Origin of the sequence: Synechococcus lacustris str. Tous, assembly GCF_003011125.1 — a bacterium.
In the GTDB taxonomy this organism is placed as follows: domain Bacteria; phylum Cyanobacteriota; class Cyanobacteriia; order PCC-6307; family Cyanobiaceae; genus Synechococcus_D; species Synechococcus_D lacustris.
Window position 1 is genome coordinate 1 of record NZ_PXVC01000003.1, and the last position, 23,209, is coordinate 23,209.

Genomic DNA, 23,209 nt, shown 5'->3' on the forward strand with positions numbered 1-23,209 from the left:
CCCCAGGGCTTGCCCCTGGTTGGGGGCCAGAAGGCGCATTGGCAAGTGCTAATCCTGAAAAGGTATGGGAGGCGGCGGGAGAAGCCTAAAGTTCARCAAGSTATGTGTAAGYTCMMAGAGGTRTAAATGGCTGGTAATTGGCAATTAATTACATCYAGCCAAGAGCGCAAAGCAGCAGAGCAAATACTTAACAATTGCCAGCAAYTACCAGATATTGAGGGGGTGGTAATTGGCAGCGGCGGCAGCGGCGGCCATAGGCGGTGGTGTTTACAACCATGGAGCAACTTAGAAGCTGCTGCTCTGAGCAGTGGAGCTTGGTTAGAAAGTATCGGGATTGAACTTGATCGGGTAGTTGTAGTTAATCCGCTTCCAAAAYATCACATGGGCGGCYTAATGCCCGARGTRAGGGCAACGCTTTGGAAGGTRCCTGTGCTTGATATCCCAACGGAGCAACTAAAAACACCAAGTGCATTATTAGAGCTGTTTAACGATCAGAAAGGTTTTAAAACCCGCAAYTTAGTTATTTCAATGGTGCCCACCCAGCTCATACGTTTRATGGCAGATCCTGCTGGCTGCTGCTGGTTGCAACAATTCCGCCTSATCTGGMTGGGGGGCGCAAGGCTTAATGAMRCRACAGCAATTCAAGCTCGCARCCTGAAATTACAACTTGCCCCTTGYTATGGGGCCACTGAAACTGCAGGTATGGTTAGTGCATTAACTCCAGRGGATTTTTTAAGCGGAATAAACAACTGCGGCAGGGCTTTATCGGATGTGGAATTAAAAATCAATTCCAGCTCTAATGCAATCGAAGTGCGCACTGAAAGATTGAGCAGTGGTTGGATTAATGGTGCAAAATTGCAGCAATTTACCAATAGCAATGGTTGGTGGTGCAGTGGAGATGCAGGCCAATTAACTATCAATGGCCTTGAGATAACAGGCCGCCTCGATTGGGCGATTAATAGTGGTGGTGCCACGGTATTTCCAGAGCAAGTAGAAGCGGCTTTATGCCACAGCAAAGGGGTGGCAGCACTGTTATTAGTTGGCCTTCCAGATCCAGAATGGGGTGAGAAACTTGTGGCATTAGTGCGCATTAAACCTGGAGCAGATCAGCAGCTAGTGATCAAGGAGCTATGCATTGAGGCGAACAAATTACCGCCTGCAGAACGGCCAAAAAAATGGTTTTTATCACCGCAACTTGAAACTAATCGTGAAGGTAAATGGGAACGCAAACGCTGGCTTGCATGGGCCAAAAAGAAAGATTGTGAGATTTATTAAATCCCGAACAAATCATTTCATGTTGCCTAACGCCAACACAATCAGCGCTTATGATAGCTGAAGGCAACATATTCATGCTTTCCCTTCTAAGGGCTCAGCCCAGCTTGATCGTGCAGCAGCCTCCGGCGGCGGCGGAGGTTGAAATATCACCAATGGCCCCTGCTCCAAAGCCATCTCCAACAGTAGCTGAAATGTTGCAGCTGCAAGAGAAGGGAATTATCAGCGTGCAGGCATTGCGGCAATGGTTAGGAGATATAGCTGGCGTTGCACCAACGTCTCTATGAGCTGCTATTAGTTATTTAATTGCTGGATCATCAGCAGGATTTCAAGTCGCAATTGCGGCATGGCTTGGCGGCTGATCCACAGAACTTGAGCGGGACCAACACTAAAATATTGATGGGCAAGTACATCACGAAAACCCATTATCTCTTTCCAATCCTGGCTTGGGTGACGTGTAAGTAATTCCCCCTAGGTATGCTTATCGAGTTGTTTTATAGTCTCACCTAAAGCTAAATATTGCATGCACACAGCATCTAAAGTGCCGCCATTCGGTTTATTACCGATTCAACAAGGTTCAGAATTTGCTCTAACAGATCCTGGCTAAATTGTTTCTCGTTAGACAAACATACCCTCCTGATCAATCCTGCGGCGTAGCGCTGGATTCATGCGATCCCAGAGGCTGATCACATCAACAGGTACCTGTAGTGCCTGTTCCACTTCCTGTTTGAAATGCACTAGGCAGAAGGGATTGGGCGGATCAAGGCTGATGCAAAGATCAATGTCACTATCTGGACCAGCTTCGTTCCTTGCAAGGGAACCAAAAAGTCCTAAACGGGTTATGCCATAGCGCTGCCGCCATAGATCCTTACGTTCCTGCAACAGGTTCAGCACTTCTTGGCGATTGGGGGTAGCCATAGAAAGAACAACCTGGGCACAAAATTAGGCTAAACCGACTAGCACGTGGTGAGCAGCAATTGCCTCAGTTCTTAAGGGGCAGTAGCCGTGGCGCCCGCAGAACAGGAAAGAGCGGCTGTGCCTTTCGTTTGATCCTCTCCATTGCCTGCCGTAGAGGCGTTAGCAGCAAAAGTAAATCGCAACTCACGCGGTGACGCCTTCCTGAAGGATGGCCGCACGCAGGGAGGGGTTCATATGCTTATGAAAGCGCGCAAGGTCAATGGGGCGCTTCAGCAGGAACTCGAGTTCCTGTTTGAGGTGCACCGTCGCGGGGGGTATGAGGGGGTCATGGCACCAATTGCATTAAGCAAATATTTGCTGAAGCGGCCGCAATGGCAGCAATCCTCAAACGATATCCCCTATGGATGAGTTAAAKATAARCGCAGCAATTGAACCCGTAGCTACAGGTGGCATTGCTGATTTGGTAACCACCATTGCCAGGAAAATTGTTGCCTATTTAAATTCAACACTTAATGAAACTAGAATTAATTTGCAGAAATAATCGACTGTATATGTTCAAGCACTTTATTTGCTATTACAAGCGAAGTTTGACTATCTCTTGCATCATATAAATCGGTAGGAGCTTCATCTGCCCGTGGGTATCGGGTTTCAGTATTCATACGGCTAAGAGCCTTGAGATGAAGTTGCTGCAGCGCCTCCATATTGAAGCCCAATTCAACAAGGGTTTCAACAAGTCGATCGAGCGAATGGCTATAGGGAGGTGGATTGCCAGCTTCTACAATCAAAGCCTTAAGAGCTTTTTCAGCCGCTTGGCCTGCGTGATAACAAGCCTGGGAATGAAACCCTTGCTCTGCATTTAGCTTGGCCACAGCCATATCACTTTCCGCTTGACGCATCCATGCTTTAACTCGCGGAGTCATGGCTGATCCAATCTGAAAGCATCATTGCCAATAGAACGCCAATAGGGATCAGTACTATTTCGAAAACACTGCCAATCAGCTTGAGTTAGTGCAATCACATCATCGGCTATGCCATTGCCTAAAAGGGCATCAGCCAAATTATTTGCTTGGTTTGCAGTGAGGGCGATTGCCAGTAAATCAACATCTGAAAATCCATCCCAGTCACCGCGGGCTAGCGAACCAAATAACCACACCTCGGCAGCCGGGAACTGGCGCATTAAATCAGCAATCTCCCTGCGCAGGCCAGCCAATCGAAGGCGATAACTGCGATCACGAATAGCTGCAAGGCTTGCCATAAAAACAAATTAATCCGTAACTGCTGCTGCTGCCAACCATCGGCTGATCGGAGCAGGCAATGGCGCGCGCTTGCGATCAATAGCGGTGATACACACACTACGAATACAAGCATTTGCCACCGCTTCCCCCCTTGAGCTAAAGCTGTAGCTCACTTCAAAACTATGGGCATTCAACCCCTTGGGCACCAGGGCAATTGCCAATGGGTCGCCACAACTCAAGGGGGCAAGGTAATCAGCGCTGCAATGCACGATCGGAAGCAACAGCTCAAGGTTCAGGCCAGGTCGCGGAAATAAATCAGCCGGGCTAACGCCAAACTTTTCGAGGCTTTCTTCATAGGCCTCATGGCACCAGCGCAGTAACTGATGGAAATGCATAACCCCTGCGGCATCGGTGTCGCCAAAACGAACGCTGCGGCAGAGCAGTAAAAAATCACTGGATTTCATCCGCCAATCCTAGTTAATTTCCTAGTTAATTCTGCAGACAAAAAAGGAAAGGTTGCCAAGATGGAACTGATTTCAACCAGCATCCATGGCATCGCCCCAGGCCTACGAACAACCCACTATCAATAGAGCTTGGGAAGATTTTATTGCCCACATACCCACCATGCTGCTGATTTGGATCGCCAGCGTTGCAGTGGGGGTTTTGGGCTTCCTTGCATCACTGGCTATCACAATTACAACAGCATGGCTAAGCGGAAATTCAAGCGATGCTGCATTGCCTTCCCTATTTGGAATAGCTGGGCAGTTTCCGTTTCTAATAATTTCAAGTTTGCTTGGTGTTTTATTTGTTGCTGTGCCTGCCCTCTACTACAACAGCGGTGAAGTGATCACCATAAATGCTGCCTTCTCAGCATTATTACAGAGGCCCTTGCGTTATCTGTTGGCGGGTATTTTATTTTCTGCTGCCACCACTATCGGTTTTCTAGTTTGTGTTATTCCCGGCATTATTATCGCCCTTACAATGCCCGTATATGTGAATCGAATCTTCCTTGGCAATGAACCAATCCTCGATGCCTTTAGCGGTTCATTTCAAGCTGTATACCGTTCACCAAATGGTATGAATTTCGTTGGAATTGAAATTTTGGCGTGGCTATTGGTTGCTTTGGTATCAATTTGCACCTGCGGCCTTGGCGCCCTTGTGGCAGTGCCTGTGAGCAGCTTTTATCTACAAAATGCCGCTTACCACAAAGGTTTAATTAGCTGAACCCAGCTAGGGAAAGCCAGGTGCACCGCGAAAACCTAAGCCATAACTAAACATTAGGCGAATTAACCAATAGGCAAATAAAACAACAGCCCCAACGGCCAATGGCCATGCGGGAATTCCCCTGGGAATTAAGCGCCGYTGGCTRATGGCCGTATAACACCAAGCGATCAGGGCAACCGCCACCAAGGGTCCAAAAGCATGCAATTGGATTGATTCACTGAGGTTGCCACGCAAAGCGGCAACCGTTGCCCTGGTTAGGAAACAGGTGGGGCAAGGAATACCGGTTAAGGCCCGTAGGGGGCAGGGCCAACCGAGCAATGGCCCGTGGGCACCTTTGAGGATTAAATAACCGCTAAGGCCGAGGGGTAATAAATAACCGGCTTGCCTTAAGCGGCTTAGGAAAGGGTTCAGATCAACCCCCTAATCAACGGTCAACGGAACCCATAATCACATCAATGGAGCCAAGGATTGCCATGATATCTGCCACTTTCACACCCTTTAGGAGATGGGGCAAAATTTGTAGATTATTAAAGTCTGCAGCTCTAATTTTCCAGCGCCAAGGCGTTACATCGTTATTACCAATAATGAACACTCCCAATTCACCTTTACCAGATTCAACCCTGGTATAAAGCTGCCCTTCAGGAATTTTAAATGTTGGTGCCACTTTTTTAGCAACTATTTGATAATCAAATCCATAGAACTCGCTGGTTTTACCTTCYAGCTGCCTGCRGGCTTCAAGATTTTCGGTGGGCCCACCAGGAATTTGGCGGCAGGCTTGGCGCAAAATCTTCAATGATTCACGCATCTCCTGAATGCGCACTCGATAACGGGCATAGCAACAACCTTCCTGGGCTGTTACCACTTGCCAATCAAATTCGTGATAACACTCATATTTGTCTACGCGGCGCAGGTCCCATTCCACCCCAGAAGCCCTCAACATCGGCCCCGAAAGGCTCCAATTAATCGCCTGCTCACGGCTGATGCGGCCGAGCCCTTCTATGCGGCGTTTAAAGATTGGATTATTGGTAATTAATTTTTCATATTCATCAATCTTAGGGCCAAACCAATCACAAAAATCCTCACATTTTTCCAGCCATCCGTAGGGAAGATCAGCAGCAACTCCGCCGATACGGAAATAATTATTATTTACCATCCGCTGACCGGTGGCCGCCTCCCAGAGGTCGTAGATCATCTCCYGCTCGCGGAAGATGTAGAAAAATGGCGTTTGGGCACCCACATCAGCCAGGAATGGACCAAGCCAAAGCAGGTGATTAGCAATACGATTCAGCTCTAACATCAACACCCGGATATAACTGGCCCGCCGGGGTACTTTCACATCAGCCAAACGCTCTGGCGCATTTACTGTGATCGCCTCATTAAACATGCCAGCCGCATAATCCCAGCGGCTCACATAAGGCACAAACATCACATTTGTGCGGCTTTCAGCGATCTTTTCCATGCCGCGGTGCAGGTAGCCGATCACCGGCTCGCAATCCACCACGTCCTCCCCATCCAGGGTTACCACCAACCTCAACACCCCATGCATAGAGGGGTGGTGGGGCCCAAAATTGAGCACCATCGGCTCGGTGCGCGTTTCCAGCTGCGTCATGGGCCGAAGGCTTTGCTGTGCTGATCCTAGGAAGGGGTGGGAGCATTCATTGCATTAACCAAAATCAAAATCCCTGGATAGTTCGATCCCCCAGTTGCAGCCTGGCTTTAACCATGAACCGGTGCTAGCCCACCAGGTGCTTGAAGCCTTTGCCTCCTTACCAGCGGAGGGGGTTTTGCTCGATTGCACCTTGGGGGGAGGGGGCCACAGCTCCCTATTGCTCGAGGCCCACCCCGGCTGGCAGCTRATCGGCCTTGATCAAGATCCAGAGGCCCGCAAGGCTGCCGCTACAAARTTGGCCCCTTTTGGCGAACGGGTACAAATCATTGCCACCAATTTCGCCAGCTATCAAGCAACCAGCCCAGTGGTGGCAGTGCTTGCTGATTTAGGCGTTAGCAGCCACCAGTTAAATCAGGCGGAGCGGGGTTTCAGCTTCCGCAGCGATGGACCCCTCGATATGCGCATGAATCCTGAGGGATTAGGGGAAACGGCAGCGGCCTTAATCGATCGACTCAGCGAAACGGAACTGGCTGATCTGCTGTTTCACTACGGAGAAGAAAAACTAGCCAGGCGCATTGCCCGCAAGTTGGTGGCGGAGGGTCCGTGGGATAACGGCGAAAGGGGCACTGCCGCCCTGGCCTATGCAATCGCCGGTTGCTATCCACCTAAACAACGCCATGGCCGCATCCATGCCGCCACCCGCAGTTTTCAAGCCCTGCGCATTGCTGTGAACAATGAACTCGGGGTACTTGAGCAATTGTTGGAGCAAGCGCCCCATTGGCTGCAAGCCGGCGGCCGCTTTGCTGTGATCAGTTTTCATTCCTTAGAGGATCGACTAGTAAAAAACAGCTTTAAAAGCAACCCTGCCCTGCGGGTAATTACCCGAAAACCTCTCGTGGCAGATGAGGCAGAGGAAGCCAGCAATAGCCGCTCCAGGTCTGCCAAATTGCGCGTTAGCGAGAAGTTATTGGGCCCTGAATAGCATTCACTTTTCAGCGCAGCTTTGCCAGCAGCTGGTTGATAAAAGCCAAGGTTTCTTTGATCTGCTCCTCCGTGGTGGAGCGCCCCAAGCCAAAACGCACCGAAGCTGCTGCCTCCTGGCGACTGCGGCCCAAAGCGATCAGCACATGGGACGGCTCCCCAGAGGCGCTGCTACAGGCCGAACCACCACTAACGGCTAAGCCACGCCTTAAACCACTGTGCAGCCGGGAACCGTCTACCCCAGCCACAGAAACATTGAGGTTGTGGGCTAGGCGAGGCTCTAGGGCACCATTCACGCAAATGCCCCCCAGCTGCTCGAGGCCGCTCCAAAGTTGATCCCGCAGCTGCCCCAAGCGCTGGGCGCGGCCAGGGGCATCAGCAAGGGCTAAATCAAGGGCGGTTGCCAAACCCACAATCAGTGGYGTGCTCAAACTGCCGCTGCGGCGCCCCCCCTCCTGGCCGCCGCCATGGATCTGGGCTGCTAATTCCAAATCCTCTGCCACCACAAGGGCACCAATGCCCTTTGGGCCATAGAACTTGTGGCCGCTAAAGCTCAATAGATCAATGCCTAATTCCAAGGGTTTGATTAATTGATGGCCCACTAATTGGGCTGCATCGCAATGGAAGGCGGCTCCATGGCGGCGGCAGATGGCAGCAATGGCCTCCAGGGGCTGAAGCACACCTATTTCATTGTTGGCTGCCATCACACTCACCAACACGGTGCTAGGCCCGATGGCCGCCTCGAGCTGGGCAGGATCCAAAAGTCCATCGGCTGCCACCGGTAGCACCGTGAGGCTGAGACCGAGGCGCTCCAGGTAGCGGCAGGGATCTAACACCGCCCGGTGTTCAGTTGCCACCGTGATCACATGACGGCCCCTGGCCAGCCGCGCTTCGCATAAACCCTTAATGGCCAGGTTGTTTGCTTCGGTGGCACCACTGGTAAACACCAGGGTGTGGGGCGGGATCGCTAAAGCAGCAGCCAAACTTTCCCTGGCCTGATCCACCAACAGGGCTGCATTAAGGCCAGGCCGATGGCCGCGGCTGGAGGGGTTAGCAAAATCCTCACCCCACAGGGGCGCCATGGCTGCCACCACCGCTGGATCACAGGGGGTGCTGGCCTGATGGTCGAGGTAGATCGGCGCAGCGGCCACTTAAAACACCCAGGGGTTCATGTTGGCTCCATGCTGGCAACAACTTGCTGGTTTGTTTGATGGCCCCTTTCTTGCGGCCCCAGCTGGCAGCGTTGCTGTTGGCAGGCTCCTGCCAAGCGCAAAGCCTCGACCTGCAAAAACCGGAAAACTATCGCCCTCCAGGAATGCTGATCCTGCAGGAGCGCACGATTCCCTATGGCAAAGAGGTGATCGGCATCTATGCAATCCGCCCCGCCAGCGACATCCCAGGGGGCAAGCGCCTGAAGGTGTGGCAAGAACTGGTAAACGACGTAAAAGTGCGCAATGAAACCTTGCGCTGCGACACCACAGCCCCCGCCCGCGTTACCAGTAATGGCAGCCAATTGATGATGCTGGAACTAAATCCTGGCGGATTTGTTGGCAGCCATAACCGCCTATCCCATTTGATCTGGTGGGCAGCCTGCGTACCGGAACAGGCCGGTAAAGACCCCAATAGTTTGCAAGCGGTGGCGCGCAAATTGGGCTTTAGTGGCAATCTCATCGAACGGGAACATCTCCTACCGGGGAATCCCCGCTAAATCCAATGCAAAATTCAAATCCCCCAAATCCAAACCCCAATCAAAACCCAAGCCCTGATCCCGTTGAATCCCTAATCACAGGGCCAGCGCGGGTGCTTTTGGTAGACGATGAACCCGGCATTCGCACAGCTGTGCAGGCCTACTTCGAAGATGAAGGTTTTGCCGTTAGCACCGCAAGCGATGGGGAAGAGGGTTGGCAAAAGGCCCAGGCGGAGATGCCTGATGTGGTGTTAAGCGACGTAATGATGCCGCGCATGGATGGCTTTGGCCTGCTCAAACGCCTGCGGGAAGATGAACGGCTAGGTGGCACTCCGGTGATTTTTCTAACCGCCAAAGGGATGACCTCCGATCGCATCGCTGGTTTTCGAGCCGGCGTAGACGACTACATCCCCAAACCGTTCGACCCCGATGAATTAGTGGCGCGGGTTCGCAATGTGGTGCAACGGCAGGAGCGGCTATTGCGGGAAGCCGCCCGATATGCCGACACAGATATGGGGCAAATGGCTAAACAAATAACAGAAATTCGTTCAATGCTCCAGGGGGGAAATAACAAGAAAGGGATTGCACCGGCCAACCATTCCTTCACCCCAAGGGAAGCGAGCGTTCTGCAATTGGTGGCTGAAGGATTAATGAATAAAGAAATTGCCCGGCAGCTMGAAACATCAATCCGCAATGTGGAGAAGTATGTGAGCAGGCTATTTGCCAAAACTGGCACATCGAGTCGCACTGAACTTGTTCGCTATGCCCTTGAAAATGCCTTGGTGGAGTGAAAGCTACCTACAATCAAGGTCACACATACAGGGATCGCCTAACGCATCTAGGGATAAAAAGTGGCATAAATCATCACATAGATATTAACAATAACCTTGGTGCTTATGCAGATTTAATTTGCAATTTCTAYGCAAGCCGTTGGCCCCATAGCTCAATAGARGATTGGCAACAACGGCTGAGCAATGGTGAAATCCGATGCAATGGCTCTTATTTGGAATGGCGGCGGCCGCCGTGGCTTGAGGAGGCGGTGCCGGATAAATGGGATGTTATTTATGATAATAATGATTTGCTAGTAATTAATAAACCCAGCGGCCTACCCGTATTACCAGCCGGCGGYTTTCTTGAACACACCCTGCTCGAATTACTCAAAAAACAATATCGAGCTGATCCCAATGGGCTGCCCAAACCCGTGCATCGCCTTGGACGCTTCACTTCAGGGCTGCTGGTGTGCGCCCGCTCAAGTGAGAGTCGCGCCTGGCTTAGTGCCCTTTTGCGCAATCACCAAAGCGCCAATGGCTGCATCAAGATCTATCGGGCGCTACTGCAACAGCCAGCAGAGGGTTCGCCATTGCTGCAATTAAAGCCTGGGATCGAATGCCARCTCAACACCCCAATCGGCCTGCGGCCCCATGGCCGCCTTGGCACTATTTGGGCCGCCGCAAGCCCTCAGCAACAGGGAGCGCTGCCTGCCTCCAGCCAGCTGAAATTAATAGAGAAGCAAGCTGCTGGCTGGCTGGTGCAGTTAACGATTGCCACCGGACGCCCCCATCAAATCCGCATACATTGCGCCGCTGCCGGCGCCCCATTAGTGGGGGACCCCCTCTACAAACTGGGGGGCCWAGCCTGCGATCAAGCACTGCCAGGCGATGGCGGCTATCAGCTCCACGCCCACCAACTGCAAATACCCCTTGCAAATGGCGAACAGCTCAACTTGGARGCGCCAYTACCAAAAMYATTGCAGGMTTAGAAGCTAAATCMTTTCAACCAACGTTTTAATCAATTCAGATTTCTTGGAATCTTCACAGCGCTATCAATTCTTGCCAAACRTGATGAAGTCTTATCAAGGCTGGGGCTCTACCATCTTCAAAATGGCAGTGCACAGCATCACGAATCTCTTGATGCAAAATTTCCAAATTCTCAGCCTCGGTATGGATTGATTCCCCAACAGCACTTGCACGAAAGGYACCATCATCGGCCTCTTCAAYAACAAACAAGATYTCATTCATAGGTTTGCTCAATAGGGTAGAAGTYACTTYCAAYRYAAACCAAGCTAATACAAGCTAAATCCTTTCAAATTCAATCAAYCGAGAGAAGTAAAAAGGTGCYTGGTTGAGGCTGCGCCGCAGTGGTTTAAAACCGGCTTGAGCCGCCGCCGCAATGATGCCACTTTCCTTAAGTGTGTAGGCGCGGGTTGCTTTGCTTGGCCCTGGGAACAAAGAACCAATGCTTTTAAGCAATGCCAGTAATGGTGTGTAGGGGGCAAAACTCACAATTAGGCGCCGCTGGGCTAACGCTGCCAAATGTTTAACCATCGCCTCCGCCTGGGGCTGGGGATAGTGAATAAACACATCAAGGCAAACAACTGTGTTGTAGCTGCCGCCAAGGCTTTCCAAATCGGAGGCGCTGAATTGCACACGGGCAACCTCAAGGCCTGCCTCGGTTGCCCGCCTGGTGGCTTCCTTCACCATTGCCTCAGAAATATCGCTGGCGGCAATGCTCGCCGCACCCAATTGGGCTARGGGAAGGCTGAGGCTGCCCACGCCGCAACCGGCATCACAGAAGCTGCGGCTAGCCAGATCGCCATCTTCTTGCAACCAAGCCAACACGTTATCTACGGTTTTTTGATGGCCAATGCGGATATTGCGCTGCACCCGATTCACATCACCACTGGTGCTGTAGATGCGATTCCAACGTTCAAAGCCAGTGGTTTCRAAGTAACCCTTCACTTCAGCTTTTTCTTGATTTCCCATCGGTTTGGATCTCATTGCCGGGGACCCTACCCGTTTCGCTGCCAACTGAGCTTGTTATCAGCATCTAATTGCCATTTCAAGGTGTCAACCCAGGCCATTCCCAATAGCTGTTGCTCCACAGGGCGCAAATCACCAAGTTGGCGCCTGGGTAACACCGTGGCCGCCCGAATTGCCGCGGCCGGCATGGCACCCCAAGCCGCTARGCGCTTAACGCCCTCCAATAGGGGCAAACTRGTGCCCGCCAAGGTGCCATCACTTAGGCGGCAGGTGCCTGCCTCCACATTGATAAGCCGTTCATCCCAKGGGTAGTTGCCATCCCTTAGGCCATAGGGAGCTAAGGCATCACTCACAAGCAACACCTGCTCCGGCAAAAGCCGCTGTAGCAACACCGCCATGGTGGGYGCCACATGGATGCCATCTGCAATTAAACCCAAGCCCACATGGGGCGCGGCCAACACCGCTCCAATCGGCCCCGGTTCGCGGTGGTGCAAACCAGCCATGGCATTRAAAGCATGGGTGAGCATCCCCACCCCATCGCCATAGGCCYTTGTGGCCTGATCTTCATCGGCACGGCTGTGGCCAAGGCTCACAAGAATGCCCAATTGCCTTAGGGCYCCTATTACCTCTGGGGCACCCTCCAGCTCCGGAGCCAGGGTTACTAGGGCAATTTCCTGCTCAAAACCGCCTATGCGTTCATGGAGGGCGGCAATCGACGGGGCACATAAATGCTCTAGGGGATGGGCACCGCGCCGTTCTGGAGCCAAAAATGGGCCTTCCAGGTGGGCCCCCAGCAGGGCACAGCGCCCAGGTTGATGCATTTCCCTGGCTTGCCTCAATACGGCAAGGGCCTCGCGTAGGGGCGCCACAGCGCAGGTAACAAAAGTTGGACAGATCGCTTCTACGCCATCACGCCAGAGCAAATCCAACAGCTCCAGCAGCTTGGGCAGATGCTCTGTTTTCAATTCAGGGAAAGCCAAGCCAAGGCCGCCATTGATTTGTAAATCCACCCCTGGCGGGCTTAACCAGGCCCCATGCCAATTMAAACCAGCACCAGCGGCCTGGCTTRCCAAAGGCTCTAGGCAACTAATCCTGCCGCTTTGATCAATCAACAAACGCCAACGTTGATCTTGCCCACTGCAAGCGCTTGGCAGGCGCAGATTCGTGTGCCAATTGCTGTTTGTGGGCGTCTGCATGRAATCAAGGTGAAAATGCACACAGTGGCAGTCTGCCGATGGCTAGGGATCCGCGGGTAGGGGTGGTGATGGGCAGTGATTCAGATCTGCCCTGTATGCAGGCAGCGGTTGATGTTTTAGAGGAATTTGGCGTTACCCATGAGGTGAGGGTGCTCTCTGCCCATCGCACCCCAAAGGCAATGGTTAGCTATGCCGAATCCGCCCGAGGGCGGGGCCTGCAGGTGTTGATCGCCGGGGCCGGCGGTGCTGCCCACCTGCCTGGGATGGTGGCSAGCCTCACCACCCTGCCGGTAATCGGTGTGCCCGTGGCGAGCAARGCCCTAAACGGCCTCGATTCCCTCTATTCAATTGTGCAAATGCCAGCCGGCATACCCGTTGCCACWGTKGCAATCGGCAATGCCTGCAATGCGGGCCTCTTGGCCYTGCAAATCCTTGCTTTGCAAGATCAGGCCCTAGCTGAAGCMCTGCAAACCCATAGGCGKGAATTACAAACCAATGTGGAAGCAAAAGATCTAAGGCTGCAGCAATTGGGCAGTAGCAGCTAYTTAGCTGAGCGCAATTAAAATGTGGCCTCCCCGTTGGTTGCGCCTAAGCCTTGCCCTACCACTGGTGGTGCTTAATTTATTTGTTTTGCGGCAATTATTGTTGCCTTTAGCACCATTTCCAGCCCTATTTGTTACTGCAGCTTTAATTGCRTTTCTACTWGATCTGCCAAGCCGCTGGCTGCAGCAACGGGGCTTAGCGCGTCCGCTAAGTTTCAGCTTGGTATTGGGCATAACCCTGGGGGGCGTAAGCCTTGCCGCCACATGGTTAGTGCCCCGTTTAATCGAACAATTAGCAGAACTAGTAAATGCAATACCCAGCTGGTTAGTGCAGGCCCAAGAGCTATTAAACCAACTGCAATCCTTGGCAGAAGCTAGGGGCTGGCCCACGGATTTCAGCCCCCTTAGCGATGATTTATTAGCCCGCAGTAGCCGCGTAGCACGGAGTGTGAGCCAACAACTACTTAGCCTGCTTAGCGCCACCCTTGGCCTCACCGTGAATACAGTGATCGTGTTGGTTTTAGCGGTATTTTTATTATTAGGTGGCGAAAGTATTGCCGCTGGCCTTGCCCGTTGGCTGCCGAGCGATTGGCGTGAATTGGTAACAAGCACTATTAATCGCACCTTTCGTGGTTACTTTGCYGGYCAAGTTTTRATTGCCTTAATCCTTAGCGGCTTGCAGTTGGTGGTTTTTACCCTGCTGCAAATTCCCTAYGGGGTGGTGTTTGCACTACTTATTGGTTTCACCACCCTGGTGCCCTAYGCCAGTGCACTCACGATCATCCTGGTGAGCGCTGTGTTGGCAGTGGAGGATCCCCGYACGGGCCTTGARGTGCTYGYSGCWGCCATMAGYGTKGGYCAAGTAGTGGATCAACTMATYAGCCCCCGTTTGATGGGYAGCATYGTGGGGCTACAACCGGCCTGGCTGCTGTTTTGTTTACCCCTAGGCGCTCGCGCTGGCAGCTTGCTGGGTTTTGGTGAATTGCTTGGTTTGCTATTAGCTGTTCCTGTGGCCAGCGTGCTTAAAAYCTTYTTTGATGAGTTGTATCTCAGGTTGGAGAAGGTGCAGTGAGCACACCCTGAGTTTCGAGGTAATCAATAACAAGGGCCACGCTTTGCTCAAGGGCCATTGCACCGGTATTGAGTCTCAATTCGGGCTTTAAAGGTGCTTCATAGGGGCTTGAAATTCCTGTGAAGTCTTTAATTACCCCAGCCCGCGCCTTGGCATAGAGGCCCTTGGGGTCGCGGCCTTCACAAACTTCAAGTTCAGCAGCGCAGTAGATCTCAATAAAATCACCCTCTGCCACCAGGGCCCGGGCCCGATCGCGGTCGGCCTGAAATGGCGACACAAATGCGGTGAGGGTGATTACGCCAGCATCTAAAAACAGCTTTGCCACCTCGCCGATGCGGCGAATGTTTTCTTCTCGATCAGCATCACTAAAACCAAGGTCTTTGCAGAGGCCATGGCGCACGTTGTCGCCATCGAGCACATAGGTGGCTAAGCCCCGCTCAAACAGCACCGCATTCACGGCATTTGCAAGGCTGCTTTTACCGGAGCCGGAAAGCCCCGTGAACCACAAAATCGCGCTGCGGTGGCCCCGCTGCTGGGCCCGGGCACCCCGATCAACGGAGGCCTCATGCCAAACAATATTGGTGGCGGCACCCATAGCTCTCTGCGAAAACGGAACGCCATTGTGGATCAACCAGCACCACCCCAACCAATCGCAGCAAATCTGCAGCCCCTATTGCGGGAACTTAAAGCCCATGGTTTCAAGGTTCGCTTTGAGCAACCTCCAAAAATTGGGGTKTATGGCTTATTCGAGGCGCGCAGCCGCACACTTTGGGTGCATCCAATCACTTTTGAGCTTGGCATTAGCCGTCAAACGCTCCTGCACGAGGCGGTGCATGCAGCCCAAAGTTGCCCCCAAGGCAACCTCACCAGGCTTGGCATTGCTGCGCCTGTTAGCCCCTTAATCGCCCAGGAAATCAACTCAATTCTTTTTAGTAACTACCACGTAAAAGATCGGGTTTTGGAACAGGAAGCCTTCAGCTTGCAAGGGCAAACCAATGCCCCTTCAATTCTTGTGAAACTRTTGCGGCAACGCTGTAAAACCTAGCCGCCAGCTTGTTTTGGCCGGTAGCCGGCTTTTTCCAGTGCTGCTAGCGCCACTGCTATTTGATCGCCCTGCAGCTCAATTACTCCCTCTTTCAGGGTGCCGCCAGTGCCAGCAACTGCCTTGAGCTGCTTTAACAGCTGTTTTAGCTCCRCTTCAGGGGCTGCCAAACCCTTGATCAGCGTTACAAGCTTGCCGCCTTTACCCGCTTTTGTGCGCTGCACYCGAACTACCTGTTGGGCCTTTGGCAAAGGTTCGATATCAGGCCGCTGCWGGGCGCCCATATCGCTGCTGAATTCCTGCCATGGCMCTTTGCGGGATTTGGGTTCCATCCGCTTCTCCCTATTGCAAACCCCAGCTAATATTGGCTATGGACATGCCCCCGATGAACCTAAATGTGGTGAATCTGCGTTTTGCAGATCCCCATGGCCCTGAGAGTTGCGCTGAAGTGGGCCTGAAACTAAATAATGCCCCCATCGGCCCAAAGGCCACGAGCACTTGCCGCCAAGGTAAAGGCGGCATTCGCATCGTTGAACCCTATGGCTGGCCACCTTTAACCCCACCCGCTCCTTAGGCTGCGCTAAGAGCTTTTATAAAAATGACCCCTACCGAATTGTTATCTGCGGCCCAATTAGATCGTTCGGTGCGGCCAGATGCCCTGGGTCGTTTCGGCAGGTTTGGCGGCCAATATGTGCCAGAAACTTTGATGCCAGCCCTGGCCGAACTGGAACAGGCAGCTGCTGAAGCCTGGGCTGATCCGGCTTTTACAAACCGTTTAAATCACCTTCTTAAAACCTATGTGGGTAGGGCAACCCCCCTATACGAGGCAGAGCGCCTCAGCGCCCACTACCGCAGGCCCGAAGGGGGACCACGCATTTGGTTGAAGCGGGAAGACCTAAATCACACCGGTGCCCACAAGATCAACAATGCCCTTGGCCAGGCATTGCTCGCCCTGCGCATGGGCAAAAAGCGAATAATCGCTGAAACCGGCGCTGGTCAACACGGCGTTGCCACAGCAACCGTATGCGCGCGCTTTGGCCTCGAATGCGTGATCTATATGGGCGCTGAAGAYATGCGGCGCCAATCATTAAACGTATTTCGCATGCGCCTGTTAGGCGCCAAGGTRGAAGCTGTTACCGCCGGCAGCGCCACCCTTAAAGACGCCACCAGTGAAGCRATCCGCGATTGGGTAACCAATGTGGAAACCACCCACTACATCCTTGGTTCCGTGGCTGGCCCCCACCCCTATCCGATGTTGGTGCGGGATTTCCATGCCGTAATCGGTGAAGAAACCAAACGTCAATGCGCTGAAGCCTTTGGCCGCCTGCCCGATGTGCTTTTGGCCTGTGTGGGCGGTGGCTCCAATGCCATGGGCCTATTTCATCCCTTCGTGGGAAACACCAGCGTGCGAATGATCGGCGTGGAAGCCGCCGGTGATGGCGTTGCCAGCGGTCGCCATGCCGCCACCATCACTGAAGGGCGGGTGGGGGTACTGCACGGTGCCATGAGCTTGCTGCTACAAAACAGCGAAGGCCAAGTAATCGAAGCCCATTCRATCAGCGCTGGCCTTGATTACCCCGGCGTGGGACCCGAACACAGCTATTTCAATGAGATCGGCCGGGCCGAATATGCCGCCGTAACGGACASCGAGGCACTAACGGCCCTGCAACTTGTGAGCCAATTAGAGGGGATCATCCCCGCCCTTGAAACAGCCCATGCCTTTGCTTGGCTTGAACAGCTCTGCCCAACGCTGGCCCCAGGCAGTGAAGTGGTGATCAACTGCTCCGGCCGTGGCGATAAAGACGTAAATACCGTTGCTGATGCCTTAGGAAAGCAAGCGCTCTAGRCGGGCCGCCACGCTGCGCACCGCCGCCTGGGCCGTGGCATAGGCCATTCGCATCGGGCCAATCAAGGCAACCCTGCCCTCAGCGCCGCCCTTAGCGCGATAGGGGGCCTGCACCACCGCGCAACTACCTAGGGCGGGATCTGGATGTTCGGCGCCGATCCACACACCCCCAGGTGCCATCAAATCCGGGGGGTTGAGTAATTCATGGGGCCGTTGTTCCACCAGTTGCAACAGGGGCCGCAAGCTGGCGGTTTGGCTGAATTCAGGTTGGCCCAGCAGCCCGGCTAAACCCATGGTTAGGGCACCCTCCGCAGAGCGATTGCGGCTGCGGTTATGACCATCTAAAGCGCGCCGCAGCGGTGCCCCACTCGGTTGCAATTGAGGTGGCAGAGCTTTCCAAGGAATTGAACTGCCCGGCAAACCAGCTGGATGTTCAAGCTGCTCGGCAAGCCAGCGCTCTAATGCTTCCAATTGGCCTGCTCCCACCTCTGGCAAGCGCAGGTTGAGGCTGCTGGTAACAGCTGCACTCTCCACCAAAAACACCAGCAAGCGATCGCCACTGGAAACCAAACGCATCGCCTTGAGCCTTGGTTCAATCCTTTGCGGACGGGTGATCAAGCTCATCAAACCGGTGAAATCAGCCAGCCGGCGGGCCAGGTGTTGCAATAAATCCTCAAAGGCAGCCCACTGCAGGCTGAGTTCCGCCAATTCCCGATCCAACTGTTGCGCCGCTGGCCCCGGGGCRGGYAATAGGCAATCAACGTAGTGGCGATAACCCTTTGGGCTTGGCACCCGGCCTGCTGAGGTGTGGGGCTGGGTTAACAAACCCTGTTGCTCTAGGGCACCCATGGCGGAACGCACCGTSGCGGGGCTGGCATCCAARCCAAACCGTCGCACCAGGGTTTGACTGCCAACCGGTTCAACCGTGTCTACGTAGTGCCTCACCGTGGCCTGCAACACCTGCTGCTGGCGGCGAGGCAGTGGTTTCACAAGGGGATATTCAACCGCCATTGATGCTACGCCGCGCCATCAATAGCGCGGCAGGCTTGGATCCACCTGCACACTCCAAGCATCAATCCCGCCTTCCAGATTCCACACTTTTGTGTAGCCGTGGGTGTCGATTAACCAGCAGCCAAAATGCCAGCTGCGAATRCCGCCATGGCAGATCACCACTAGGTTTTTTTCTTGGCTTAGGMGTTCTGGCAAGGTTTCCAACCATTCTTGGGAACGGCTGAGCGGCAGATGAATAACCCCCGGTAGGGCTGCCAAGGCCAACTCCTCTGCCTCGCGCACATCCAGCAACACAAATTCTTCTCCCGTTGCTAAGCGCTGCGCCAGCTGCTTGGCTGAAATCGTTTCGGGCTGGGCCATAGCATCGTTGTAAGTGATCTTCCAGGATGATCACGGCAACAACGGGTTATGAATAATTTCCGCTTGCAGCTACCAAACTTCAGCAGCAAATTTGGGGCCATCCTTTTGGCCATCACCATTGCCCTTGCCGCCATTGGCCTGGGGGGTTGGTGGTGGTTGCAGCGCAATAGCCCCCTAAATATTCAAGCTGAACWACTGCACACACCAGCGGCAGCAAAGTTTCTGCCCCGCAAAGCAAATCTCAGCATCTATCTGCAATTAGATYCCAACCAACTGCCTGCCTATGGCCGGGCCATTGCCACTGCAAAGCAACGTAAAAACGCCGCGCTGGCTTTGGCTGAATTACGCAACAACCTTTTTGCCATTACGGGGCTCAACTACAACAGCGAACTAAGCGATTGGCTYGGTTCTGAAACGGCATTAGCCCTGCTTGCTAACAGCAACCCCCAGGAGCAACCGAATTGGATACTTGCCCTCTCCAGCCGCACCCCCATGGGTGCAAGGGAATTTCTGCAGCGGTTCTGGCAAAACCGCAGCCTTGCTGGCGGTGATCTTGAAATCAGCAGCTACAGGGGACTCGGCCTAATCAGCAGCAGCGATCCAAAGGCGCCGCTGGCAACCGCCTTAATCAACGATCAACTGGTGTTGCTGGCCTCCCAGCGGGAAGCCCTTGAGGATGCCCTCGATAGCTCCCAGGTTGATGCCCTAAATCAAGCCAACGACCCCAAACTTCAAGGTTGGTTGCAACAGCAACGCAAAGGCGTAGCCCTACTGCGCAGTGATGCCACCGGCATCAGCGAATTGCTTGGCCTGCCAGCCCAGCTGGTGGCGGCAGAACAGTTAGAGGAATTGKTGGGCTCAATTGCCCTTAAGGGCAGGGGTTTACAGCTAACAGCCGAAATCAGCACAGGCCTAGAACGCGCTGATCTGCCCTTAGGMAATCAAGCRAMCCATYTACTGCAACAGCTCAAACCCAGCTTCAACAAACTCAGCATCAGCAACAACAGCCTGAAATCTTTCCTACCTGTGGTGGTTGAACAACCAGGCCCCCTGCTCACTGAACTGCAAAACCAAGGCCAAACACCTCTGTTRCTTGCATTGCTTGATAACCAAGATCAATGGCTTGCGGCCACACCAGAAGSCCAGCCCAGCCCAGCTGCCCTTGATGAACCGCTGCATCGAGCCGGCTTTGATCCCACCAGCATCGATAAGCTCCAGGTTTGGAGCCGCCTATCAGGCCAAAGCGACCGCGACGGCAAACTGAAGGCAATTTTGGCTGGGGCCAGCGGCAGCAAAGCGGATCTGCGCTGGTGGAGCAACAATCTTGATGCGCTGCAAAACCAGCTGGAAGCCAATGCCGGCAATAAAAACAATGGTCAACTTGCTGGCAACACAGTTGCAGTAGTTCAACTGGGTGTAAAACCAACCAGAAAGCTGCTGGGTAGCTGGTCGTTTTGGCAAGGCTTGCAATTGGTGGCYGCCCGTCCCCTTAGCCCAGCCCTAGGGGCATTGGAGTATTCCTTGGAAGAGGACCAAACCAACCTTGGCCTCAAGGCCACCTTGCGCTTTAGCTAAACCCATGGCCCGTGAATTACTACTAATCCGCCATGGCATCGCKGTGGAAAGGGGCAGCACCGCCACCGATGAGGAGCGTGCCCTCACCTCAGAGGGCAGGGCCCGCACCCGMCGGGTGCTGGAGCGGCTTGAACGCTTGGGGCTGGCCTGCGGTCCACTGGTTAGCAGCCCCTTGGTGAGGGCCCGTCAAACGGCCGAACTTGCCCTCGAGCGCAAACTGGGCAAAAGCCTCTCTTTTAGTGAAGCGCTAGCGCCAGGCCAAAACCCGATGCCCCTTTTGCGGGAACTGTGGGAGGAGCCATGGGAGCGTGTGGGCCTGATTGGCCATGAACCCGACATGGGTCAGTTAGCCAGCCACCTGCTGGGCTGCCAAACCCTTGGCCTCCAACTTAAAAAAGCGGGTGTTGCCCTTCTTGCCCTTGATGAACCACTGCTTGAACCMGGCTCAGGCCAATTGCGGCTGCTGCTAAGTCCCAAGGTGCTGCTAGACGGTAAGGGCTAACACAAATTATTTTTCCAAGTTCGGCCTAGCCTTTGGCAATGACTTTGGAAAGCRTTGGCTTCCGCCCAGGCCTAGAGGGTATCCCCGCAACCCAATCGGCCATCAGCAACATCGATGGCACGTTGGGAATACTTAGCTATCGCGGCTACAACATCGCCGATCTGGCTGCAAATAGCAGTTTTTTAGAAACCGCATACCTCTTGATTTGGGGCACCCTGCCCGATCCAGAAAGCTTGCGGAGCTTTCAACACAACGTGCAAATGCACCGGCGGGTGAGCTTTCGCATCCGCGACATGATGAAGTGCTTTCCCGCCAGCGGCCATCCCATGGATGCCCTGCAGGCAAGCGCAGCATCCTTGGGGTTGTTTTATTCAAATCGCGCCTTAGATGATCCCGATTACATCAGCGAAGCAGTGGTGCGGCTGCTGGCCAAAATCCCCACAATGCTGGCTGCCTTTCAACTGATTCGCCGCGGCCAAGATCCAATCCAGCCCAGGGAAGATCTGCCCTATGCCTCAAATTTTCTATACATGCTCACGGAACAGGAGCCGGATCCCCTTGCCGCCCGCATCTTTGATGCCTGCCTCGTGTTGCATGCCGAACACACCCTTAATGCCAGCACCTTTAGCGCCCGGGTAACAGCCAGCACCCTTACCGATCCCTATGCGGTGGTGGCATCCGCCGTTGGCACCTTGGCGGGGCCCCTGCACGGCGGRGCCAACGAGGATGTGCTGTTAATGCTCGAGGAAATTGGCACTGAGGATCGCGTTGAGGCTTATCTCAACAAAGCGATTGCTGAAAAACGCAAAGTGATGGGTTTTGGCCACCGCGAATATCGGGTGAAGGATCCCCGCGCCACGATTCTGCAAAAACTGGCGGAACAGCTGTTTGATCGCTTTGGCCACGACAGGATGTATGACGTGGCACGCCGCTTTGAAAGCTTGGCCACCGAGCGCCTCGGCCCCAAAGGAATTTTTCCAAATGTGGATTTCTATTCCGGTTTGGTTTATCGCAAGCTCGGCATCCCAACCGATTTATTCACCCCTGTTTTTGCCATCGCCCGAGCTGCCGGCTGGCTAGCCCACTGGCGAGAACAGCTGGGGGCCAACCGTATCTATCGACCAACCCAGATTTATACAGGTGTTGCCAACCGCGCTTGGCTGCCTTTAGAGCAGCGGAGCAGCAACAATGGTGAAGCACTTGGGCCTACTCCTGGGTAGGTTGCCCCCATCGGATCGGCGCTATGGCCCCTGCCCTCACACTTGATCTGGAATCTGGCTTCCGCAGCCTGCTGGAAACTGCGGGCCTGAGCCCTGCTGCCAGCCGTTTGCTCTGGCTGCCCCTACCGATGCTGCTGGTGCTTATTTCAGCGGTGGTGGGGGTGCTTGTAACCGTWTGGTTGGAACGCAAAATTTCCGCCGCTGCCCAGCAACGCATCGGCCCTGAATACGCAGGCGCCTTAGGCATCCTGCAACCGATGGCCGATGGCCTCAAGTTGCTATTTAAAGAAGATGTGATCCCCGCTAGGGCCGACGGGCTGCTTTTCAGCCTCGGGCCTGTGCTGGTGGTAGTTCCTGTGATCCTTTCCTGGTTGGTGGTGCCCTTTGGCCAACACCTGTTGATCAGCAATGTGGGCGTTGGCATATTTCTTTGGATCTCCCTCAGCAGCATCCAACCGATTGGGCTGTTGATGAGCGGCTATGCCAGCAACAACAAATATTCCTTACTCGGTGGCCTAAGGGCTGCAGCCCAATCGATCAGCTATGAAATTCCGCTTGCTCTTGCAGTGCTTGCGGTGGTGATGATGAGCAATTCGCTCAGCACCGTTGCCATCGTTGATCAACAAAACACCGCTGGAATTTTGAGCTGGAATATCTGGCGCCAACCGGTGGGTTTCCTGGTGTTTTGGATCTGCGCCCTAGCGGAATGTGAACGCTTGCCCTTCGATTTACCAGAGGCGGAAGAGGAATTGGTGGCTGGTTACCAAACCGAATATGCCGGCATGAAATTCGCCCTTTTTTACCTGGGTAGCTACATCAACTTGGTACTTTCCGCCCTACTAGTGGTGGTGCTTTACCTGGGCGGCTGGGGCTTCCCGATTCCGGTTGAAACCCTGGCTGATTGGCTTGGCCAATCGGTTGATAACCCCGTGCTGCAGGTATTCACGGGAGCCCTTGGCATCGTGATGACAGTATTAAAGGCCTATCTGYTGGTGTTTATAGCAATCCTGCTGCGCTGGACAGTGCCCAGGGTGAGGATCGACCAACTGCTTAATTTTGGCTGGAAATTCCTGYTACCAATTTCACTTGTGAATCTGCTGCTAACAGCTGCCCTGAAATTAGCCTTTCCAGGCATCATGGGTGGAATTAGTTCCTAAG

At 53.7% G+C, this 23,209-nt stretch carries 30 protein-coding genes and 1 pseudogene; 17 read left to right on the forward strand and 14 right to left on the reverse strand.

Annotated features, from left to right (window positions below; genetic code table 11):
* Positions 1 to 126: 126 nt before the first annotated feature.
* Both C7K08_RS01190 and C7K08_RS01195 read left to right on the forward strand, forming a co-directional pair.
* On the forward strand, positions 127 to 1,275 hold the full coding sequence (locus C7K08_RS01190) for an AMP-binding enzyme (RefSeq protein WP_106498829.1): 1,149 nt from the start codon (positions 127 to 129) through the stop codon (positions 1,273 to 1,275).
* A gap of 74 nt (positions 1,276 to 1,349) precedes the next feature.
* Positions 1,350 to 1,559, forward strand: a complete 210-nt coding sequence (locus C7K08_RS01195; RefSeq protein WP_106498830.1) for a hypothetical protein — start codon at positions 1,350 to 1,352, stop codon at positions 1,557 to 1,559.
* A gap of 7 nt (positions 1,560 to 1,566) precedes the next feature.
* Here the strand turns inward: C7K08_RS01195 and C7K08_RS01200 are convergent.
* Together C7K08_RS01200 and C7K08_RS01205 are read right to left on the reverse strand one after the other, a co-directional pair.
* A pseudogene (locus C7K08_RS01200) lies at positions 1,567 to 1,725 on the reverse strand (HepT-like ribonuclease domain-containing protein); the annotation flags it as partial.
* A gap of 165 nt (positions 1,726 to 1,890) precedes the next feature.
* Entirely contained in the window at positions 1,891 to 2,190 is a 300-nt protein-coding gene (locus C7K08_RS01205; protein WP_106498832.1) for a nucleotidyltransferase family protein, read from the reverse strand.
* A 141-nt stretch (positions 2,191 to 2,331) separates the two neighbouring features.
* On the opposite strand from C7K08_RS01205, the gene C7K08_RS01210 reads away from it, so the two are divergent.
* Positions 2,332 to 2,598, forward strand: a complete 267-nt coding sequence (locus C7K08_RS01210) for a hypothetical protein (protein WP_106498833.1) — start codon at positions 2,332 to 2,334, stop codon at positions 2,596 to 2,598.
* A 116-nt stretch (positions 2,599 to 2,714) separates the two neighbouring features.
* Here the strand turns inward: C7K08_RS01210 and C7K08_RS01215 are convergent, their stop codons facing one another.
* The 3 genes from C7K08_RS01215 to C7K08_RS01225 are packed head-to-tail and all read right to left on the reverse strand — an operon-like array spanning position 2,715 to position 3,889.
* Positions 2,715 to 3,110: a HEPN domain-containing protein gene (locus C7K08_RS01215; RefSeq protein ID WP_106498834.1), complete on the reverse strand. Its 396-nt coding sequence runs from the start codon at positions 3,108 to 3,110 to the stop codon at positions 2,715 to 2,717.
* On the reverse strand, positions 3,107 to 3,445 hold the full coding sequence (locus C7K08_RS01220) for a nucleotidyltransferase domain-containing protein (RefSeq protein ID WP_106498835.1): 339 nt from the start codon (positions 3,443 to 3,445) through the stop codon (positions 3,107 to 3,109). The genes C7K08_RS01215 and C7K08_RS01220 overlap by 4 nt, the downstream gene beginning before the upstream one ends.
* Positions 3,446 to 3,454: 9 nt before the next feature.
* Positions 3,455 to 3,889: an acyl-CoA thioesterase gene (locus C7K08_RS01225; protein ID WP_106498836.1), complete on the reverse strand. Its 435-nt coding sequence runs from the start codon at positions 3,887 to 3,889 to the stop codon at positions 3,455 to 3,457.
* Between the two features lie 85 nt (positions 3,890 to 3,974).
* Here C7K08_RS01225 and C7K08_RS01230 point away from each other — a divergent pair, with 85 nt between their 5' ends.
* Positions 3,975 to 4,649 (forward strand): hypothetical protein, encoded by a 675-nt coding sequence (locus tag C7K08_RS01230; RefSeq protein ID WP_106498837.1) that lies wholly within the window; start codon positions 3,975 to 3,977, stop codon positions 4,647 to 4,649.
* A gap of 6 nt (positions 4,650 to 4,655) precedes the next feature.
* On the opposite strand, the gene C7K08_RS01235 is transcribed toward C7K08_RS01230, so the two are convergent.
* A complete protein-coding gene (locus tag C7K08_RS01235) occupies positions 4,656 to 4,967 on the reverse strand; it encodes a DUF2752 domain-containing protein (protein ID WP_241536952.1) in 312 nt (103 codons plus the stop codon).
* Positions 4,968 to 5,073: 106 nt separating this feature from the next.
* Positions 5,074 to 6,258, reverse strand: coding sequence for an NAD(P)H-quinone oxidoreductase subunit H (locus tag C7K08_RS01240; RefSeq protein ID WP_106498839.1), 1,185 nt, complete (start codon positions 6,256 to 6,258; stop codon positions 5,074 to 5,076).
* Between the two features lie 94 nt (positions 6,259 to 6,352).
* Here C7K08_RS01240 and rsmH point away from each other — a divergent pair, with 94 nt between their 5' ends.
* The gene (gene rsmH / locus C7K08_RS01245; protein ID WP_106498840.1) at positions 6,353 to 7,240 is read left to right on the forward strand and encodes a 16S rRNA (cytosine(1402)-N(4))-methyltransferase RsmH; all 888 of its coding nucleotides are present in this window, start codon (positions 6,353 to 6,355) and stop codon (positions 7,238 to 7,240) included.
* 10 nt (positions 7,241 to 7,250) lie between these two features.
* Here rsmH and C7K08_RS01250 read toward each other — a convergent pair whose 3' ends face one another.
* On the reverse strand, positions 7,251 to 8,390 hold the full coding sequence (locus C7K08_RS01250) for a cysteine desulfurase family protein (protein ID WP_106498841.1): 1,140 nt from the start codon (positions 8,388 to 8,390) through the stop codon (positions 7,251 to 7,253).
* A gap of 59 nt (positions 8,391 to 8,449) precedes the next feature.
* Here C7K08_RS01250 and C7K08_RS01255 point away from each other — a divergent pair, with 59 nt between their 5' ends.
* From C7K08_RS01255 to C7K08_RS01265, 3 genes are read left to right on the forward strand one after another with little or no spacing between them, the layout of a single operon-like run.
* On the forward strand, positions 8,450 to 8,947 hold the full coding sequence (locus C7K08_RS01255; protein WP_133165135.1) for a hypothetical protein: 498 nt from the start codon (positions 8,450 to 8,452) through the stop codon (positions 8,945 to 8,947).
* Between the two features lie 5 nt (positions 8,948 to 8,952).
* Positions 8,953 to 9,717, forward strand: a complete 765-nt coding sequence (locus C7K08_RS01260; RefSeq protein ID WP_106498843.1) for a response regulator transcription factor — start codon at positions 8,953 to 8,955, stop codon at positions 9,715 to 9,717.
* Positions 9,714 to 10,685, forward strand: a complete 972-nt coding sequence (locus tag C7K08_RS01265; protein ID WP_106498844.1) for an RluA family pseudouridine synthase — start codon at positions 9,714 to 9,716, stop codon at positions 10,683 to 10,685. The genes C7K08_RS01260 and C7K08_RS01265 overlap by 4 nt, the downstream gene beginning before the upstream one ends.
* Before the next feature lie 313 nt (positions 10,686 to 10,998).
* On the opposite strand, the gene bchM is transcribed toward C7K08_RS01265, so the two are convergent.
* A complete protein-coding gene (gene bchM / locus C7K08_RS01275; protein ID WP_106498846.1) occupies positions 10,999 to 11,703 on the reverse strand; it encodes a magnesium protoporphyrin IX methyltransferase in 705 nt (234 codons plus the stop codon).
* Between the two features lie 11 nt (positions 11,704 to 11,714).
* Positions 11,715 to 12,881 carry an N-acetylglucosamine-6-phosphate deacetylase gene (locus C7K08_RS01280; protein ID WP_106498847.1) on the reverse strand — a complete coding sequence of 389 codons (1,167 nt, stop codon included), beginning with the start codon at positions 12,879 to 12,881 and terminating at the stop codon, positions 11,715 to 11,717.
* Between the two features lie 38 nt (positions 12,882 to 12,919).
* Here C7K08_RS01280 and purE point away from each other — a divergent pair, with 38 nt between their 5' ends.
* Entirely contained in the window at positions 12,920 to 13,444 is a 525-nt protein-coding gene (purE, locus tag C7K08_RS01285; protein ID WP_106498848.1) for a 5-(carboxyamino)imidazole ribonucleotide mutase, read from the forward strand.
* Between the two features lies 1 nt (position 13,445).
* Positions 13,446 to 14,495 (forward strand): AI-2E family transporter, encoded by a 1,050-nt coding sequence (locus C7K08_RS01290; protein ID WP_106498849.1) that lies wholly within the window; start codon positions 13,446 to 13,448, stop codon positions 14,493 to 14,495.
* On the opposite strand, the gene cysC is transcribed toward C7K08_RS01290, so the two are convergent.
* On the reverse strand, positions 14,473 to 15,090 hold the full coding sequence (cysC, locus tag C7K08_RS01295) for an adenylyl-sulfate kinase (protein WP_106498850.1): 618 nt from the start codon (positions 15,088 to 15,090) through the stop codon (positions 14,473 to 14,475). The two genes, C7K08_RS01290 and cysC, sit on opposite strands and share 23 nt — an antisense overlap.
* Before the next feature lie 27 nt (positions 15,091 to 15,117).
* On the opposite strand from cysC, the gene C7K08_RS01300 reads away from it, so the two are divergent.
* On the forward strand, positions 15,118 to 15,540 hold the full coding sequence (locus tag C7K08_RS01300) for a hypothetical protein (RefSeq protein ID WP_106498851.1): 423 nt from the start codon (positions 15,118 to 15,120) through the stop codon (positions 15,538 to 15,540).
* Here the strand turns inward: C7K08_RS01300 and C7K08_RS01305 are convergent.
* Positions 15,537 to 15,869 carry a translation initiation factor gene (locus C7K08_RS01305; RefSeq protein ID WP_106498852.1) on the reverse strand — a complete coding sequence of 111 codons (333 nt, stop codon included), beginning with the start codon at positions 15,867 to 15,869 and terminating at the stop codon, positions 15,537 to 15,539. The genes C7K08_RS01300 and C7K08_RS01305 overlap by 4 nt on opposite strands.
* 38 nt (positions 15,870 to 15,907) lie before the next feature.
* On the opposite strand from C7K08_RS01305, the gene C7K08_RS01310 reads away from it, so the two are divergent.
* Both C7K08_RS01310 and trpB read left to right on the forward strand, forming a co-directional pair.
* Entirely contained in the window at positions 15,908 to 16,111 is a 204-nt protein-coding gene (locus C7K08_RS01310) for a hypothetical protein (protein ID WP_133165136.1), read from the forward strand.
* Positions 16,112 to 16,135: 24 nt separating this feature from the next.
* Positions 16,136 to 17,383, forward strand: coding sequence for a tryptophan synthase subunit beta (gene trpB, locus C7K08_RS01315; protein ID WP_106498854.1), 1,248 nt, complete (start codon positions 16,136 to 16,138; stop codon positions 17,381 to 17,383).
* Here the strand turns inward: trpB and C7K08_RS01320 are convergent.
* Together C7K08_RS01320 and C7K08_RS01325 are read right to left on the reverse strand one after the other, a co-directional pair.
* Entirely contained in the window at positions 17,363 to 18,394 is a 1,032-nt protein-coding gene (locus tag C7K08_RS01320) for an HrcA family transcriptional regulator (RefSeq protein WP_106498855.1), read from the reverse strand. The genes trpB and C7K08_RS01320 overlap by 21 nt on opposite strands.
* 18 nt (positions 18,395 to 18,412) lie before the next feature.
* Positions 18,413 to 18,754 (reverse strand): rhodanese-like domain-containing protein, encoded by a 342-nt coding sequence (locus C7K08_RS01325; RefSeq protein WP_106498856.1) that lies wholly within the window; start codon positions 18,752 to 18,754, stop codon positions 18,413 to 18,415.
* A gap of 48 nt (positions 18,755 to 18,802) precedes the next feature.
* Here C7K08_RS01325 and C7K08_RS01330 point away from each other — a divergent pair, with 48 nt between their 5' ends.
* The 4 genes from C7K08_RS01330 to nuoH are packed head-to-tail and all read left to right on the forward strand — an operon-like array spanning position 18,803 to position 23,208.
* A complete protein-coding gene (locus tag C7K08_RS01330) occupies positions 18,803 to 20,329 on the forward strand; it encodes a DUF3352 domain-containing protein (protein ID WP_106498857.1) in 1,527 nt (508 codons plus the stop codon).
* 4 nt (positions 20,330 to 20,333) lie between these two features.
* Positions 20,334 to 20,831 (forward strand): SixA phosphatase family protein, encoded by a 498-nt coding sequence (locus C7K08_RS01335; RefSeq protein WP_106498858.1) that lies wholly within the window; start codon positions 20,334 to 20,336, stop codon positions 20,829 to 20,831.
* A 38-nt stretch (positions 20,832 to 20,869) separates the two neighbouring features.
* The gene (locus C7K08_RS01340; protein WP_106498859.1) at positions 20,870 to 22,051 is read left to right on the forward strand and encodes a citrate synthase; all 1,182 of its coding nucleotides are present in this window, start codon (positions 20,870 to 20,872) and stop codon (positions 22,049 to 22,051) included.
* 23 nt (positions 22,052 to 22,074) lie between these two features.
* The gene (gene nuoH / locus C7K08_RS01345; protein WP_106498860.1) at positions 22,075 to 23,208 is read left to right on the forward strand and encodes an NADH-quinone oxidoreductase subunit NuoH; all 1,134 of its coding nucleotides are present in this window, start codon (positions 22,075 to 22,077) and stop codon (positions 23,206 to 23,208) included.
* Position 23,209: the final 1 nt, after the last annotated feature.

Bases quoted from the DNA above. Each gene is read 5' to 3' on its own strand.
- C7K08_RS01195 (WP_106498830.1), top strand. From the start codon at position 1,350: ATGCTTTCCCTTCTAAGGGCTCAGCCCAGCTTGATCGTGCAGCAGCCT.
- C7K08_RS01225 (WP_106498836.1), bottom strand. From the start codon at position 3,889: ATGAAATCCAGTGATTTTTTACTGCTCTGCCGCAGCGTTCGTTTTGGC.
- C7K08_RS01215 (WP_106498834.1), bottom strand. From the start codon at position 3,110: ATGACTCCGCGAGTTAAAGCATGGATGCGTCAAGCGGAAAGTGATATG.
- C7K08_RS01255 (WP_133165135.1), top strand. From the start codon at position 8,450: ATGGCCCCTTTCTTGCGGCCCCAGCTGGCAGCGTTGCTGTTGGCAGGC.
- C7K08_RS01230 (WP_106498837.1), top strand. From the start codon at position 3,975: ATGGCATCGCCCCAGGCCTACGAACAACCCACTATCAATAGAGCTTGG.
- C7K08_RS01220 (WP_106498835.1), bottom strand. From the start codon at position 3,445: ATGGCAAGCCTTGCAGCTATTCGTGATCGCAGTTATCGCCTTCGATTG.
- cysC (WP_106498850.1), bottom strand. From the start codon at position 15,090: ATGGGTGCCGCCACCAATATTGTTTGGCATGAGGCCTCCGTTGATCGG.
- C7K08_RS01310 (WP_133165136.1), top strand. From the start codon at position 15,908: ATGGACATGCCCCCGATGAACCTAAATGTGGTGAATCTGCGTTTTGCA.
- C7K08_RS01205 (WP_106498832.1), bottom strand. From the start codon at position 2,190: ATGGCTACCCCCAATCGCCAAGAAGTGCTGAACCTGTTGCAGGAACGT.